The following is a 15085-nucleotide window of genomic DNA, read 5'->3' as shown; positions in this document are numbered from 1 at the left end:
ACCCGCTGGCACGCGATGAGTATCAAGGATATCTGCCGAAGGTATTCGCCATGTTGCACGAAGAAGCAGACGCATCGTCCGTCGCAAGATCACGGAACCGCACAAAGATCCAGACCGTAAGTCTCAATTGCTGTCGAACGGAGGCAACCAGATGAAACTCCAGGCCGGATATGAACAGACGTTTCGGTATGTGCGACAAAATGCGCACGGCCTCACGTACGACGTTGGTTTTCACGTATATCGGCGCAACGACGGAACATTCATATTCGGCTACGAAGTAGTGCAGGAGGCAATTGATTGTCGATTCGGAAACGGCGCTAGCAGGTTGGACTTCAAGGGCACGCGCGAAGAAGCGGAAGCACACGTGCGGGAATTACTGGAAAAGATGATCGATAATCTGACGGACGAGAGCGAGGAGAGAGTAACGCGAACAGGCGAACGTGCCGGTTATCAGATCGTCGAATGGAACGACGGGACTGACGGGGCTATCGAGGACTTAGTTCTACGCTTTCCGGAATTAGTGCTCGGGCGATATGTTGCAATCGCAAGTTGTGACAGCGGCCCATATACGCCGACCGATGAGGAATTCACGGTGGGATGGTCAAAGATCGGCGAACTCGCGGTCAGTCCGTTAGTCAAGGTGATATCTCAGCTTCCGATGCCAGGCTTTGATGAGTGGTACGTGTACGACAGGCTTATAAAATTTGAACCCCATGCAAATTTCGTGAATCGCTTAGGGTTTAGTCCGCTCAACGTCGATGACACGTACACGGAAGAATTCTGGAGGCAGGTCGTCAAGTTCGAGCCTCTGCACGTGCTCGGTTCAGGTACACCCGGTTTGTTCCTGGTCACGCGTGAGAAAACGCTTTTCGAGGCAGCAGCTCGTAATGCCACGCCCGGAGGGTGATGGGCAACGCTGACTGGGCCACCAAAAGTAGGAAGGACGACACCGATATGGTCTTGGTATCTCGATGCGCTACCGATAGCCAATTGCTGGAAATCGCTGGCAATTGGATAGACCTCCTTGCCAAGCAGGACTATGAAACGGTTGCTTCGGCTCTCGGGTATGCCGTGGCGTACGGTGAGCCGCCTGCAGAATGTATTCGCCGGGAAATCCGACAATATCGCTCCTCCACATTCTTTCCCTGTGTCGACGATTTTCGCGTCACGGAGAAAGCACAAGCCATCGGTGGCAACCCGCAGCCTCGAAAAATCGTCACTCGGTATAAGTCAAATTCAACAAGACTGTGGGCAACCATCGACTACGATTTGCCGATAAATGGAAAATGGAGCGACTTGTGCGCCAATTTCGTAATCTTTGAAACTAACGAGGCTAATCCTCGCCTGGTCTTGTCTTTGGAGGATATTAGTTCCTACTGACGAGCGCAACGGACGCTGACATCGGCCAGCAAGCAGAGCATGCGGCCAAGCAATGCGCGAGTGACAGCAATTGAGAAGCGCAAATGTCGGCTATGGATCGATAAGGGGAATTCGCGCGGCGGTTGGATAGTGTACTGACGCGCGGTAACCAAACTTCTGGGCTCAGCCATTTGAAAACGCTCAACACCACAAACCAGATCACCGTCAACCGAGAGGCGTGTTCATGTTTGAGCAACTGCTACATGAAGTCCGCAAATTCGGTACCGATGCGATCTTGCATGTTGGAAGACCGCTGTACACGTCGATAAGCTAACCTTCACCGCACTTCTAGAACTGGAAGCAGCGAACATCGCTGATGAAGCATTGCATCAACCGGATGCTCCCTCCGGTGCGGGGTCGTTCTGGTTAGCGCGCTTCTGTCACAATAGCACCCTACCGTTTCGCTGACGTCCCGTCGGCAACGTCCCATAACTAACCCTCTCGTCAATGCGCATCTTCGGAATCAGTCTTTACGTCATCATCGCTCTGTTCTTTGCGGTGCATGCCGTGCGCAACCAGCAGAACATGTATTGGCTGCTGATCCTGTTTCTTTTCCCTGGCCTCGGGAGTGCGGTCTACTTCTTTGTCATTTACTTGCCCTCCCTGCGCCAGTCGCGTGGCGCAAGAGCGGCAACGAGGGCCATCTCGCAGCTTGTCGATCCCAATCGGGCGGTACGCGAGGCGCGCACGGATTTCGATCGCGCGCCGACTGTCGCGCATCGCATGCGGTTGGCTGCGGCGCTGCTCGATGCAGGAAATGCCGCCGAAGCCCTGGAGCATTACCAGGCGGCTGCGAGCGGACCGTTCTCGTCCGACCCGGCTCTACTCCAAGGGCTCGCGCGTGCGCAATTTGCCAACGGCAATGCTTCGGCCACGCAGGACGCGCTCGAAAAACTGTTCGCCGCCAATCCTCTCGCACGCCGGCAGTCGGAGCCTGCTCTGCTGTATGCACGCGCCCTAGCAGCGATTGGCGCGCCAGGCACACGCGCCGCGTTCGAGCTTGCGCTCGCGAGCGCAAGCGACGCCGCACCGCGTTGCCTGTACGCCGATTGGCTGGCGGCGCAGCCCGACGAGGCAGACCATCAGCGTGCGCGCGAACTCTACGCCGAGATTGTGCAGGATGCGAGGCACTGGCCACGCCACGCCCTCGAACATAACAGCGAGTGGCTGCAACGGGCCCAAGCCGCCCTAAGCCGATAATCCACGCGCGCCGCCGGGTCCCCAGAATGCTCAAGGCAACGGCACCGGTACAATAGATCAACAATCAACCCGCATCCTGCTTAACCCATTCCAATTTCAAAAGAGCCGGGCTTATGCAAGTACGAAAGCGATGGTTTTCCCGCGCGGGCATGGTTGCCTTGATGCTGACGCTGACGGGGTGCGGCTGCTGGCCGCTTGAGCAGACTTCGCATTACGAATCCGAGTGGAAGTCCCAGACCATCGCGGCGGTGTTCAAGGATGCGGACCGGGAAGACAATGCATGCGTCGACGTCCTCTACACACAACATCTGAAGGACGCCATTTCGGCTTGCGAAAGCGGAGAGTATGAAAAAATTCGCAACCGCATCACCGGGGAACCCGTCAGGATCGGGCTCGCGAAGGCGTCCTGCGCAGAGGCGCAAGACGAACTCGATCATGGAATTCCCTCCAAAATCGACCAACGGATTTTTAATCTGAATCCGTTCCCGGACGAGATCTCTTCATGCATGACCCAGAAGGGATTCAAACTCGAACAGGTGGAGAAAAAGGAGTGCTACGTCAGAATAATGTGACCTGTCGAAAGGTCTGAAGTGTCTGCTTTTGATTCCTTATTGGACACAGAGCTTCGCGTTCTGCATACAGCACGACTACGCAACGAATCATCCCGAAGTGATTCGAATCTCACCGTCTTCTCTATTCGCCTGCGGCCTCGCGCAGGCATACGCCACAATTTCCACCAGCATTTCCTCACGAGCAAGGCCGGCCACGACGAACGATGCGCGGTTTGGAAACGGCGCCGAGAAATGCTCTCGATACACCGCGTTGACGGCCGGCAACCACGCCCGATCCGTCACATAGATGAGAACCTGCGCGACGTCACGATATGACGCGCCGGCCGAGGCCAACGTCTGCATCAAATTTTTGAACACCTGCTGTGCCTGTTTCTCGATACCTCCCGCAACGACAGCACCATCGGCACCCACCGGTATCTGCGCCGTATACAGCGTGCCGTTGCTGAGAACCGCCCATTCGAAAACCTGCGTGGCACTTTGCGGCAGACCGGTCCTGATTACGCTGACATCATTGACGTTGACGTTACCATCACGTTCCGCGTGCACCTTAGAATCCGTCATCCGCGCCTCCTGCACCGTGTTCTCGCGACGCCTGCGTGGCTGGAACAAGCACCTTCTCCTTCCACGCAACCAACCGGTCGAGATGCGAAGCATGGACCTCGATACCGCGCCACAAGGCATCGCGATAGCGCGCCTCCAGTTCCGCCTGATCGATTGCTCCGGCGAGCGGTACGTCCCGGCCAGGCGATGCCTTCGATGCCGCCTCGCCCACCCTGCAGCAAACCGTGAGTTCCGGCGCCGTAGTCGCTGCCCCGGCGCTGAAACCCAGGTAGTCTGGATATTCGTCGTGTCCGGAAGCGGTGGCGAAATGCCGGCCTGCAGCGTCTGTCCACGAAAGATCGAACCGGCGACCCCGCTCGCACATGACCTTCAGCCCATATAGAGCCAAACGCGGCGACAACGCATTGGATACCCGCACGGCACCCACGCCACACTGCGTCGCCCGCGCCCACGCCAGCTCAAATGCGAGCAGGCAGCCAGCGAGCCCCGCACAGGAGGTGGTTCCCTGTGCACCTGTGTGCCGCGTGCCCGCAAGCACCGGCTCGACACAATATGCCTCCTGCCGCGCGGCGCCTAGCAACGCGCCGATTGCATCCATGCCGTCGAAGTCCATCGCCTGCAGCCATACCGCAGCTTGCGCAGCGTCCTCATAGTCGCCTTGCGCCCAGCCGCTGCCTTCCAGCGCGCTACGGCACAGTGAGCTCAATTCGTTGATTGCCATTTTCACGTTAAAGCCCCCCTACTTCGTTGCCACCCGGCACACACGGAAACGCCCAATCGTCGACCATCTCCGGCGACAGATCATCGAGCGTCGGGGCGCCCTGAAAGAGCGTGACCCGAACCCAGAGATTCGACTTCGGATCGAACTTGCTCGCACCGAACATGGACAGCTTGGCTCGCATCAGATCGATCGGCAGCATGTCTCGCGCCAGCAGGTTGTGACGGATTTCACCGTAAGCGTGCGATGTGAGCGCCTGAATTCGCCGCACGATGGCGCGATGCTCAGGCGCCTCGCCTACCAACTCCGCGACAGTGCGTAAGCCGTCCGCTTCCGCCTTCAGCTTCGCGTGCAGCCGCAGCACCTGACGCGCGATATCCAATGGGACCTCCCGCTCTGCCCCTCTCTCCTCGACACGCACGCCAAGCCGCGGCTCTTCCTTTTCCGCCGACCTGTACCAGAAGAAATGATCGTCGTCACGTTGCACTTCGGGCTGTTCGAATACCCATCGGTAGTCCTGTTCGACAATCTTGAGCAGTTCGCCAACAGACATGTCTGGATCGAGCGTTTGCGCATCATCCACGGGCGCCGCACATTCGATCGAATCCACCAAGGCCGGATAAAGCTCGAGCAACACAGTGACGAAGACTTCCTGCGTCGCACAGGAAAGCGCCTGAGCCGTCCACGCAAACAACTCGCTCCAGCGGAACGTGTCTTTTCGTTCGTAACGTATCTGCAGTTCACGCTCCAGCCGTGGCAACTCTGCAAGAATCAACGCATTGCGGGCCGCTTCCTGCGGATGATCGGTGTGAACCTGCGAAACGTGGCGTGCCGCACGCGCGATCAATCCCATACAGCGTCCGAATGCAGCGGGTTCGACTGATTCAACGCCGAGCACGCGAGCAAGCGCGGTCTCGCGTGCCCGTATCCACTGATCGACCTGAATCGGATGACGTACGAGAAACGGCGCCATGCCAAGCCCGGTCGCATTGCCCACGCCGAGATAGCGCCGGAAGCTGTGCGCCAGTTTGACCGCTGCGCGCGGATTGCGTCGCGCCGCAACGTGCTCGACAAGCCGCACGCTAAAGTCACGCAGCACGAAGACGGCGCACATCTGCGCGGAAAAGCCGCGATTGAAAGCCTGGCTATCGACGAGCCGTGGATAGTCCGCAATACCGAATTTTCCGTTGCCGTACACCGCGGTCGTCCGGATCAGATAGCCGACCCTTTCGAACATGGCGGGATCGGGTTGCCTGCCCGCGGCAAGGCATTCCGCCACGTAGCTAAAGTTGCGTACGCTCTTGTTCGCGCGGCACAGGACGAGGTCATTTGCACGCAGGCGTCCCGCTTCCTGCAACGGGACATTCCCGCGCAAGTACTCGATGTCGGCGGCGCCAGGGACTCCGCAGATCAGCGCTGACGTAACGTCCCACTTCTGGGCGATGACCCGGTCGGTCCGCTCGGCGTCGTCGAGATGCTGCGAGAAAATCACCTGACTGTAGCGCTCGCCATAGGCTTCGATGGTATAGATGCAGACACCGTAGCCGTTGTCATCGAGATCCATGTGGGTGACACGGACCCGCCAGTTGTCGTGCGCCATCCGCCGCACAAGCGAACGCACGAAGCTCAGACGGGTGCCGTGCATCGCGCCGAGACGCTCGGTGCGGTTCGTGATGTCGGGACTGCGCAGCGGTGCGCTGGGATACGTCGCGGGGTCCGCAGGTTTGCCGAATCCCGCAAGGTGCTCGCGTTGTTCTTCCATGATCGCGTCGTGCGCCATCATTTCACTCCTTGCTCTGCGGCCATCGTGCGGGCGATGCGAACCGCATCCCACAACGAAGGCAGAATGATGATCGACACAGGCACGGCCGTAATCACAATGAACGACTGTAGCGCGCTCACGCCGCCGGCGCCCATCGTAATCAACACGGCGCCCACCAGACCCATGCCGACCGCCCAGAAGATCTTCAACCAGTTGCCAGGCTCGCCGCGATCGCCGGTCACCGCCATCGCGATGGTGTAGGCCATCGAGCCACCGTTCGTCACCACGGAGAAGAAGCTGAGAAACAGGAACAACGCGGAAATCAGGTTACGCAACGGCATCGCCTGAGCAACGCCTAACAGCAGCGCCTCGGGTTGCGTGCCATGGCCGATTACCACGCCGGGCGACTTCAGTTCGAGACCGATTCCGGTGCCGCCGACCAGCGTGAACCACAGCATCGTGATCAGCGGCGCCGCGACCGACAACAGCACCACCACTTCGCGGATCGTGCGGCCGCGCGATACTTTCGCGACGTAGATCGCCATGATCGGCGCGTAGCCAATAAACCAGCCCCAGTAGAAGAGCGTCCATGAATTGAGCCACTTGCCATCGCCGCGATACATGGCGGTCTGCGCGAAATCGACAATGTGCGTGGCGAACGCCTTGAAAAAGACCGTCGTCAGAAATTCGGTCGGCCCGAATGCATAAAGGAATGCAGCGAGTCCAAGCATCAGCCACACGTGGATCTTGCAGACAAAACGCAGCCCTTCGAGACCGGCAATGCAAGCCGCCGTGAAGATCGCCGTGACCGCAAGAATGACGAGGGCCTGCGTGGTGATCGTGTCGGGTACGTTCCAGACGGAATGGAGCACGTAGGCAATCTGCAGACCGAGAAAGCCGATCGGTCCAATTGTCCCCGCAGCAACCGCAATGATCGACGTTGCATCGGCTATCGCTGCAATCGGCCCTTTGAGAGCCCGTGCGCCGAACAACGGATACAGCAAGGTACGCGGCGCGAGCGGCAAACCCTTGTCATAGTGCAAATGCATCAACACGATACTCAGCAGGCTGCCCAGCACGGCCCACGCGAGAAAGCCCCAGTGCAGGAAGGATTGCGCAAGCGCCGCGACACCGCCCGCATAGGTTTTGCCTGGCACCCCGTAGAAGGGCGGCGGGTTGACGAAATGCATCAAGGGCTCGGCGGCTGCCCAGAAAGCACCGCCGCCGGCCAGCAGCGCGCACATGATGATCACCACCCAGTTGAACGTCGAATTGGACGGTTTTTGCGCGATGCCACCGAGTTTCACACGCCCCAGCTTCGAAAACGCGATGCCAAGACTGACCGCGAAGGTGGCGAGCATCAGCACTTGCCAGTAGAGCCCGAACCCTCTTGTGGCCCAGGTGAAAGCCGTGTCCACCGCCGTGGTTAGCCAGGGCAGATTGACCAGCGCGGCGATCAGGAACAGCAGGAAGAAGCCACCGCTGATCCAGAAAATGGGCCAGTCGATGCTTCCTTTGCGATGAGCCACTGCATGACCTTTGGCTGCAATGCTTGCCGTAGTTGGAATTTCCATGTCTCCTCCAGGAGGATAAATCGTTATGGCGCCGGTACGTTGTTGTATGAAGGGGGCGCCGTTTGAATTGTTGTGACGAAGCAGTGGTGCGGCTAGGACATAGCCGCTGCGCAGCGTTGCGCTTCACCTGTCTCGGGCGTACTCGCGTAACGGCTGTTTTCCGCGTCACGTAGAATCCGCATCCAGTTGCCGCCCATGATCTTCGCGATGTCGGCGTCGGCAAAACCTGCGTGCTCCAGCGCGGCCGTCAGGTTTGGAAAGTCCGCGCTCGATCGGAACCAGCTGACCGGCTCGGGCCATGCCGCATTGTTCGCGCTGCCTTCGCCAAAATCCGTCTCCTTGCTCCAGCGACCATTACGCATCCACTCGAGCACGCTATACGGCTGACCCTGACACAGATCGCTACCGATGCCGACATGGTCGATACCGATCAGATCGACGGTCCGCGCCACCATGTCGGTGAATTCGCCGGCGGTGCAACGGCTGCCGTTCTTCAGATGAAAGGGATAAAGGCTGAATCCGGCCAAACCGCCGCGCGACGCGAGCGCACGCAATACGTGGTCCGATTTGTTGCGTTTGGCTTCGTGGAAAAAGCTCGGATTCGCGTGACTGATCACAATCGGCTGCGCGGAAATCTCGATCGCCTCCAACGTGGAGCGCTCCGCACTGTGCGACATATCGACGATCATGCCGACGCGGTTCATTTCCTCGATCACCACACGGCCAAACCGCGTGACACCGCTGTCGGACGACTCATAGCAGCCTGTCGCAAGCAGACTCTGGTTGTTGTACGTCAGTTGCATGGTGCGCACACCGAGGTCGCGGAACACTTCGACGAGACCGATATCGTCCTCGATCGGCGAACAGTTTTGCAATCCGTAGAGAATCGCGATCTTGCCGTCGCGCTTTGCGCGTACAACGTCGTCCATCGTGCGCGCCGGCATCACGAGATCGCCGTGGCGCTCATAAAGTGAGTTCCACTCGGCGATACGCGACAGCGTTTCGCGTGCATTCTCCCAGTAGACAATCGTCGCATTGACCGCGGCTACTCCGCCGGCACGCATCTCTTCAAAGATCTGCCGGTTCCAGTTCGAGTACTGCGTGCCGTCGATGACAAGCAAAGCGTTATGGAGGCTCATGGCGTTTCCCCGTCCGTTCAGGCGCGCGTGTAAGAAGTCTTCAGCGTCGTATAGAACTCAGCTGCATTAGGACCCTGCTCGCGCGGGCCGTAGCTCGAAGACTTGCGACCGCCGAATGGCACGTGATAGTCGGTTCCCGCAGTCGGCAGATTCACCATCACACAGCCGGCCTGGGCGTTACGACGAAAATGCGTGGCGTGCTTGAGCGATTGCGTGACGATGCCCGCCGTCAGACCGAAGGGCGTATCGTTCGAAACCGCCAGCGCCTCGTCGTAGTCGCGCACTGGGATCACGCAGGCAATCGGGCCGAACACTTCGTCGCGATTGAGTTGCATGTCGTTGCGGCCATCGTCGAACAAGGCCGGCGACATGCAAAACGCGCGTTCGGGCTGCGCGAGACGTTCACCGCCATGCACGAGCCGCGCGCCTTCGCGCTTGCCGATCTCGATGTACCGAAGATTCTGTTCGAGTTGGCGGGCATCGACCACCGGGCCCATCTGCACGCCATCGTCGAGCGAGCGTCCCACCTTCACGCTGCGCAGTTTTGCGGTGAGCCGTTCGACGAACGGCCGATGCACCGCGTGTGTCACCACCAGCCGCGACGAGGCTGTGCATTTCTGCCCCGTGCCCGAATAGGCGCCCTGAAACGCGCATTCGACGGCGAGGTCGAGATCCGCATCGTCGAGCACCACGAGCGCATTCTTGCTGCCCATCTCCATCTGTAGCTTGATGAGGTTCGGCGCGGCGACACCCGCGAGGCGCCGGCCGGTGTCCACCGAGCCGGTAAAGGAAATGCCGTTGACCGATTGGGAAGCGGCAAGCTCGTTGCCAACCGATGCGCCCGCGCCCATCAGCAGGTTGAAGGTGCCGGCAGGCAATGCCTGCCGGCTGATGATTTCCGTGAGCGCCCAGGCACTGGCGGGCGTCAGATTGGCTGGCTTGAACAGCACCGCGTTACCGAACGCGAGCGCGGGTGCGATTTTCCAGCTCGCGGTTGCCATGGGGAAATTCCAGGGCGTGATCACGCCGACGACACCGAGCGCCTCGCGCTGGATATCGATCTCGATGCCCGCGCGGACCGAATCGGCCTTGCCGCCTAACTGACGGAGCACCTCGGCGGCGAAGTAATGGAAGAACTGTCCTGAACGGTAGACTTCGCCGACGCCTTCCGCGAGCGTCTTGCCCTCTTCGCGCGCCAGCAGCCGCCCCAGTTCCTGACTTCGCGCGATCAGTTCGTCACCGATAGCCCGCAGCACGTCGTGCCGCTTTTCAAGCCCAGTGGCCGCCCAGACGGGTTGCGCGATGGCCGCCGCTGCAATGGCTGCGTGCACCTGCCCGCTGGTGGCCTGCGTGTAGCAGCCGATCAGATCGTCCGTGTCGGACGGACTGCGGTTCTCGACAACCGTTTCGCCGGCCACCCAATGGCCGTCGATCCAGTTCAAAAAAGTCTGAGGATTCATCTTCGATCTCTATGCGTTTGACATGAGACCGATTCTAGAAATAGCTGTAAAATAATCAAAACCAATTGTTTTGATAAATTTATTTGTAAAACTTATTTAAGCCATGGACCGGTTCCCGGATGTAAAAATCGCGCAGTTGCGGCACTTCGTTTCCGTCGTCGAACATGGCGGCTTCAAGGCTGCGGCGAAGGCCGTGTTCCGCAGCCAGCCGGCGCTGTCGCTATCCATCAAGGAACTGGAAACCGCGCTTGGCGCCCCGCTCTTTGAAAAGGGCAGCCATGCGACGCCAACACCGTTCGGCACCATGCTCTATCGCGAAGCGCGGAAACTCGTCGAGCACTACGAACGCACGATCGCCGCCGCCATCGACGTCGCGCGAGTGCGTGGCGGCAGCGTGCGGGTCGCCGCCGTGCCCTCGGTCGCTCACGAAATGCTGCCGCGCGCGATCAGCCGGTTCACCGCACGCTATCCGGGCATCCAGCTTCATGTCGAAGACGGCACGGCCGCTTACATCCACGATCGCGTGCGCTCCGGCGCGATCGATTTCGGCATCGCCAGTGCCTCCGAGTCCGAATCAGCGTTGAGCTTTACGCCGCTGATCGCGGACGTCATGTGCGTGGTCGTGAATTCCGGGCACGCGCTTTTCAGGCAGCGGCGGGTCGAATGGAGCGATCTGTCGGGGTATCTGCTGATCGGCAACGGCACAATGCGCGCTTTGCCTTCCGCAGTGCGTGAAGCAGCGGCCCAGCAGGACGACATTTTCATTGCCAATACAACCACGCTGCTGGCCGCAGTGGAAAGCGGCGTCGGGCTCACCGTGCTGCCTTATCTTGCGAAGCAACGCTATCGGGACACGCTGCGCTTCATCCCGCTCGACGCGCCGCGCATCGAGCGCACCGTGGGATTTGTCGAACTTGCGGGACGATCGCTTAGTCCGGCAGCGGATGCGCTGCGGGCGAGTTTTGTTGAGGATATCAACGCGTCCCGGTTTCCGGAGCTTGTGCGGCGGTTGCTGGCGGCGGAGGTCGATAAGGTTTGAGAAGAAGCATTCGACTTCTTCTGCGATCGCTCGGTCGATGATCTGTGGAGTGACTCGCGGCCCACGTGCGAAACGTCAGGAACAAAACACGTAACGGCCTCGCCGACAGCGATGCCTGAGTGGCGGCAACGGTCGCCCATCCGCCGCATAGGCAGAATCGGCATCCGGCAGTTCCGTCTGCCATTGCGGTCGTTCATCGCCGGGCGGGATTGCCGATGAATGTCCGCTTGCAGGTGGTTTCGCGTCAGGCGGTAGTCGGCCGAACTGAGCCGGTCGCCGTCGGGCTGAGTTCAGCCAGAATCCGAAGCTCAGCCGGATTTTCGTAACGGCCGGTCGCACGCCAATAGCGGCCAAAGAAATAAAGAAACCGTAACCTCCTGGTCTAGGGATGAATGGTTTCGCCGCGATTCAGCATGCCGATGAACTCCTCGATCTTGCGCACCCGTGTTGCAGGCTTTTTGGCATTCTGTATCCGAAACAGAATGGCGTAGCGGTTTCGGCCACTCAGCGTCGCAAAGAAAGCGCTGGCCTTGGGATTGGCAGCCAGCGCGGCCTGCAGGTCGTCCGGCACGACCGAGTTGCTGGCCGACGTATAAGCGGCCTCCCAGCGGCCATCCCCTTTGGCTTTCTCGACTTCCCGCATGCCCGAAGGAAGCATTCTGCCTGCGGCGATCAGCGCTTCGACCCGGTCTCTGTTGAGCCTGGACCAGATACTTTTGGCGGAGCGCCGAGTGAAACGTTGCAACCAGTATTCTTCACTTTCAGTCTGTTTTTGGCCGTCGATCCAGCCATGACAAAGGGCACTTTCCAGCGCTTGTTCGTAAGTCAAGGTTGCCTGCCCGGCGCCCTTTTTGGCAAGGCGCAGCCATATTCCGGTCGAGGTGCTGCCGTTTTGCGTCAACCAGGTTTCCCATTCATTCTGGTCAAGGAATGTCAGTCGAGGCTCAGTCATGGACGATCCGAATGGTTGCAAATGGTTGCATTCAGGCAGTGAGGCTCTTTCGTTCACTGAAACCTCGCAGATTACCGATTTGCGCGGATTTGGGAATACCCGATTTATCGACAATTCAGCGTGTATCCATCGGGGCGAAGAGGGAGGTCTTTCCTGGCGGAGCATCCGGTTGATCGATGCATGGGTCGAGGTAAAGAGTTTGACGCCCCGGCACTGAGACGCCAGTTCGCGCAGAATCGCGATCCCGATTCCCTTACGTCGCGCACCTTCTCGAACCATGATTAGCGATGCAATGTCCCCGCTCGCGGCGACTCGAATGTTCACTCGATGGGTTGTCAGGGTTATGGCGAGATCGCAGATATATCGAGAGTAGCATCGGCTGCGGGTATTCGCTGGCGCCGCGCCCTGCTCGAACGTCCGTCACCAGTGACTTCAGCCGGCTGCTTCGGAACGAATGCCGCCGATCGCCGTCAACTCGTGACCGGCGAGCTTAAGACGTTCGACACTGTGTGATAGATCGTCGACAATCGGAGACAGCGCTCCCGACAGAAGACAACTCGAATCGTGTGCTAGTCGGATCGCGTAGCGAAACCTGTCCGTTGTCGAACCAGTAACTTTCGAATTGAATCAACAGAATGTATTCCTCCACGTTTATCTTTGCGACCAAGCAGTTCGACGATGAGTTTCATCGGCTTGATCAAACAATCGCAGACGCTGCCAGGACAATCCCGGGCTACCTGGGCGAAGAAGCGTGGGAAAACGCTTCCACCGGATTGACGTCCAACGTGTACTACTGGGAGTCGCTTGAAGCGCTTCAAATGCTAATCCAACATCCCGCTCATATCGAGGCGAAAGCCGCGCAGTCAAATTGGTTGGCCGGCTATCAGGTGATTATTTCCGAGGTCATTCGAACGTATGGCGACGGCGCTCTGGCCCATGTTCTCGGGTTGCCAGTACAAGACTGATACACACCGCACGGGTAGCGGACGTCAAGAGGGATGGGCCGCGCTGTTGTCGCATGGGCATGCTCATTCCACGAGCGTGCGGTGCGGAGAAAATCAAAACTCAGCATTGGGTCGAACTGAACCGGTCGTCGTCGGGCTGAGTTCGGCCAATTTCGGTCATTCGACAGGCCGGCGCGAATCGCCGACAATCTTGACCTCCGGCTCCGTCCAATCGCCGTCTAAAAATCAATTGCGAACCATGCACGCCTCATACAACATATTTCTTGCAGTGGGAATTTTATTTGTTGGAGTGCTTCGAGCGATCCGCTGCCGAAATGCAAAGGCGCGGGGGTTGAGTCCAGCGCAGTTCGCGTTGGAGAACGGTGCTTCAGTGCAGAAGTTGCTAGCAACAGGAAAACAAATGCGCTGGCTTGGCAGGATATTGTTCGTTTTCCCATTCGTGCTGGGTGTGGGATTGGCAATCCACCCCAAATCCCCGAGCAGTGTTCTTGCAGCAGAATTCGCAGCATTGGTGGTCATCTTTGGGGTTCTTGGACTTCTCTTCCTGTGGGTCGCAAGAAAAAATGAAGCGCTTGCGCGCGAGATAGAAAGGCTTCCCTCTGGCGTCTGACGCGCGTCGGCGCGGCACGAGTACCGACTCCCCCTGAATGTCCGTTGTAGAGCACACTCATTGTCCCCTCCGGGTCGATGACGGTCCGCCGCGTCGGGCAGCGGTCGGCCGTTTAGGGACGTTCCGCTCCCCAATAGGAACGACCGCTTTCGATCAAAAACATACATAAGCGGTGCCCTTTTCTGCAGCAAGGTCTCGGCTTTGAGCGATCGCATGCCGGACCACGGTTTCCCAGGTTTCAGCGCGGGACGAGCGTGCCTCGCTGTCCCGCTGCGACTGCAATTAGCAGCTTGTTATTTCAGATGCTTTCGCAGAAACGCGTCGACGACTGGGTTGAACTCGTCCGGTGTTTCGAAGTACGCAGAATGCCCGGCGTTGGCGAACGTGTGCGCGTGCGCGCCGGGAATCAGACTTGCCACATGCAGGTGGCTCGTGGGCGTGAGAAAGTCATCGTGTGCGCCGCCCGCAACCATGGTCGGCACCTGGTAGTTCGCAAAGGCAGACGGATGGAGCTGTACGATGTCGTCCTGCATCGTACGCGCGTCGAAGGGCCCGTTCAGCAGTTTGATCTGGCTGTACAGGAACGTAAGTTCCGGGCGGGTCCGGACAATCTCGCGATTCCATCCCACGCCTACACTGCGGCCGCTGCCGCCCAGCCTTCCGCTATTGTAGATGTCTCCCGACGAGCGCAGGACCGCCCAGTTCTCCTCCGAAAAGGCGGGCGTGGGCGAGCCAGTGACGAACAGGCAAGCTACGCGCTCAGGAGACTGTACGGCGAGCGGCAGCCCCGCCCAGGCGCCCAGCGACTGACAGACGAAGCCAGCCGTTTTGATGCCCTCGGCGTCCATGATCGCTCGTATGTCGTTCGCAAAGAACCGTGGATGAACCAGTTCCGGGTCACAAATGGATTTTTTAAAGCCGCGCAGATCGACGGTGATTACTTTGTACTTTTTGGCAAAATACGGCACCTGCTGGAACCAGCACATTGTATTGCCGCCGCCGCCGTGGATAAAGAAAACGGGATATCCGTCACCATGCACTTCGTAATTCAGGTGTGCATTCATATTTTCAATAATGGGCATCTTGTCCTCCATGGGTTGTGAGTGCCACGCAT

Annotated in this window: 15 protein-coding genes; 7 read left to right on the top strand and 8 right to left on the bottom strand. The window is 58.9% G+C overall.

Annotation, left to right across the window (positions count from 1 at the left end):
• The first annotated feature begins 151 nt into the window (after positions 1 to 151).
• The 4 genes from GH665_RS39165 to GH665_RS23315 all read left to right on the top strand — a co-directional run bounded on the left by GH665_RS39165 (position 152) and on the right by GH665_RS23315 (position 3191).
• Complete coding sequence (locus GH665_RS39165) at positions 152 to 907, top strand: hypothetical protein (RefSeq protein WP_246216334.1); 756 nt, start codon at positions 152 to 154, stop codon at positions 905 to 907.
• Positions 907 to 1380: a hypothetical protein gene (locus GH665_RS23325; RefSeq protein ID WP_153139301.1), complete on the top strand. Its 474-nt coding sequence runs from the start codon at positions 907 to 909 to the stop codon at positions 1378 to 1380. The genes GH665_RS39165 and GH665_RS23325 overlap by 1 nt, the downstream gene beginning before the upstream one ends.
• Before the next feature lie 486 nt (positions 1381 to 1866).
• The gene (locus GH665_RS23320) at positions 1867 to 2619 is read left to right on the top strand and encodes a hypothetical protein (RefSeq protein WP_153139298.1); all 753 of its coding nucleotides are present in this window, start codon (positions 1867 to 1869) and stop codon (positions 2617 to 2619) included.
• A 113-nt stretch (positions 2620 to 2732) separates the two neighbouring features.
• Entirely contained in the window at positions 2733 to 3191 is a 459-nt protein-coding gene (locus GH665_RS23315) for a hypothetical protein (RefSeq protein WP_153139297.1), read from the top strand.
• 87 nt (positions 3192 to 3278) lie between these two features.
• On the opposite strand, the gene GH665_RS23310 is transcribed toward GH665_RS23315, so the two are convergent.
• The 6 genes from GH665_RS23310 to GH665_RS23285 form a co-directional block, all read right to left on the bottom strand.
• A complete protein-coding gene (locus tag GH665_RS23310) occupies positions 3279 to 3800 on the bottom strand; it encodes a RidA family protein (protein ID WP_246216333.1) in 522 nt (173 codons plus the stop codon).
• Complete coding sequence (locus tag GH665_RS23305; RefSeq protein ID WP_153139295.1) at positions 3739 to 4473, bottom strand: DUF3726 domain-containing protein; 735 nt, start codon at positions 4471 to 4473, stop codon at positions 3739 to 3741. Before GH665_RS23305 ends, GH665_RS23310 begins: the two co-directional genes overlap by 62 nt.
• A 7-nt stretch (positions 4474 to 4480) precedes the next feature.
• Positions 4481 to 6253 carry a hypothetical protein gene (locus GH665_RS23300; RefSeq protein ID WP_153139293.1) on the bottom strand — a complete coding sequence of 591 codons (1773 nt, stop codon included), beginning with the start codon at positions 6251 to 6253 and terminating at the stop codon, positions 4481 to 4483.
• On the bottom strand, positions 6250 to 7806 hold the full coding sequence (locus tag GH665_RS23295; RefSeq protein WP_028195729.1) for a BCCT family transporter: 1557 nt from the start codon (positions 7804 to 7806) through the stop codon (positions 6250 to 6252). Before GH665_RS23295 ends, GH665_RS23300 begins: the two co-directional genes overlap by 4 nt.
• Positions 7807 to 7898: 92 nt before the next feature.
• On the bottom strand, positions 7899 to 8945 hold the full coding sequence (locus GH665_RS23290; RefSeq protein ID WP_153139291.1) for a dipeptidase: 1047 nt from the start codon (positions 8943 to 8945) through the stop codon (positions 7899 to 7901).
• A 17-nt stretch (positions 8946 to 8962) separates the two neighbouring features.
• The gene (locus GH665_RS23285; RefSeq protein WP_153139289.1) at positions 8963 to 10405 is read right to left on the bottom strand and encodes an aldehyde dehydrogenase family protein; all 1443 of its coding nucleotides are present in this window, start codon (positions 10403 to 10405) and stop codon (positions 8963 to 8965) included.
• 103 nt (positions 10406 to 10508) lie between these two features.
• Between GH665_RS23285 and GH665_RS23280 the strand changes: the two genes are divergently transcribed.
• Positions 10509 to 11444 (top strand): LysR family transcriptional regulator, encoded by a 936-nt coding sequence (locus GH665_RS23280; protein WP_153139288.1) that lies wholly within the window; start codon positions 10509 to 10511, stop codon positions 11442 to 11444.
• Positions 11445 to 11826: 382 nt separating this feature from the next.
• Here GH665_RS23280 and GH665_RS23275 read toward each other — a convergent pair whose 3' ends face one another.
• Positions 11827 to 12396, bottom strand: a complete 570-nt coding sequence (locus GH665_RS23275; protein WP_153139286.1) for a YdeI/OmpD-associated family protein — start codon at positions 12394 to 12396, stop codon at positions 11827 to 11829.
• 635 nt (positions 12397 to 13031) lie between these two features.
• Between GH665_RS23275 and GH665_RS23270 the strand changes: the two genes are divergently transcribed.
• Together GH665_RS23270 and GH665_RS23265 are read left to right on the top strand one after the other, a co-directional pair.
• Complete coding sequence (locus GH665_RS23270) at positions 13032 to 13361, top strand: antibiotic biosynthesis monooxygenase family protein (RefSeq protein ID WP_153139285.1); 330 nt, start codon at positions 13032 to 13034, stop codon at positions 13359 to 13361.
• A 190-nt stretch (positions 13362 to 13551) separates the two neighbouring features.
• The gene (locus tag GH665_RS23265) at positions 13552 to 13971 is read left to right on the top strand and encodes a hypothetical protein (RefSeq protein WP_167530995.1); all 420 of its coding nucleotides are present in this window, start codon (positions 13552 to 13554) and stop codon (positions 13969 to 13971) included.
• Positions 13972 to 14264: 293 nt separating this feature from the next.
• Here the strand turns inward: GH665_RS23265 and GH665_RS23260 are convergent, their stop codons facing one another.
• Positions 14265 to 15053 carry an alpha/beta fold hydrolase gene (locus GH665_RS23260; protein ID WP_153139280.1) on the bottom strand — a complete coding sequence of 263 codons (789 nt, stop codon included), beginning with the start codon at positions 15051 to 15053 and terminating at the stop codon, positions 14265 to 14267.
• Between the last annotated feature and the right edge of the window lie 32 nt (positions 15054 to 15085).

Origin of the sequence: Paraburkholderia agricolaris, from assembly GCF_009455635.1 — a bacterium.
Lineage (GTDB): Bacteria > Pseudomonadota > Gammaproteobacteria > Burkholderiales > Burkholderiaceae > Paraburkholderia > Paraburkholderia agricolaris.
The sequence above is the reverse complement of the archived record's forward strand: the minus strand, read 5'-3'. Positions and strand labels throughout refer to the sequence as shown.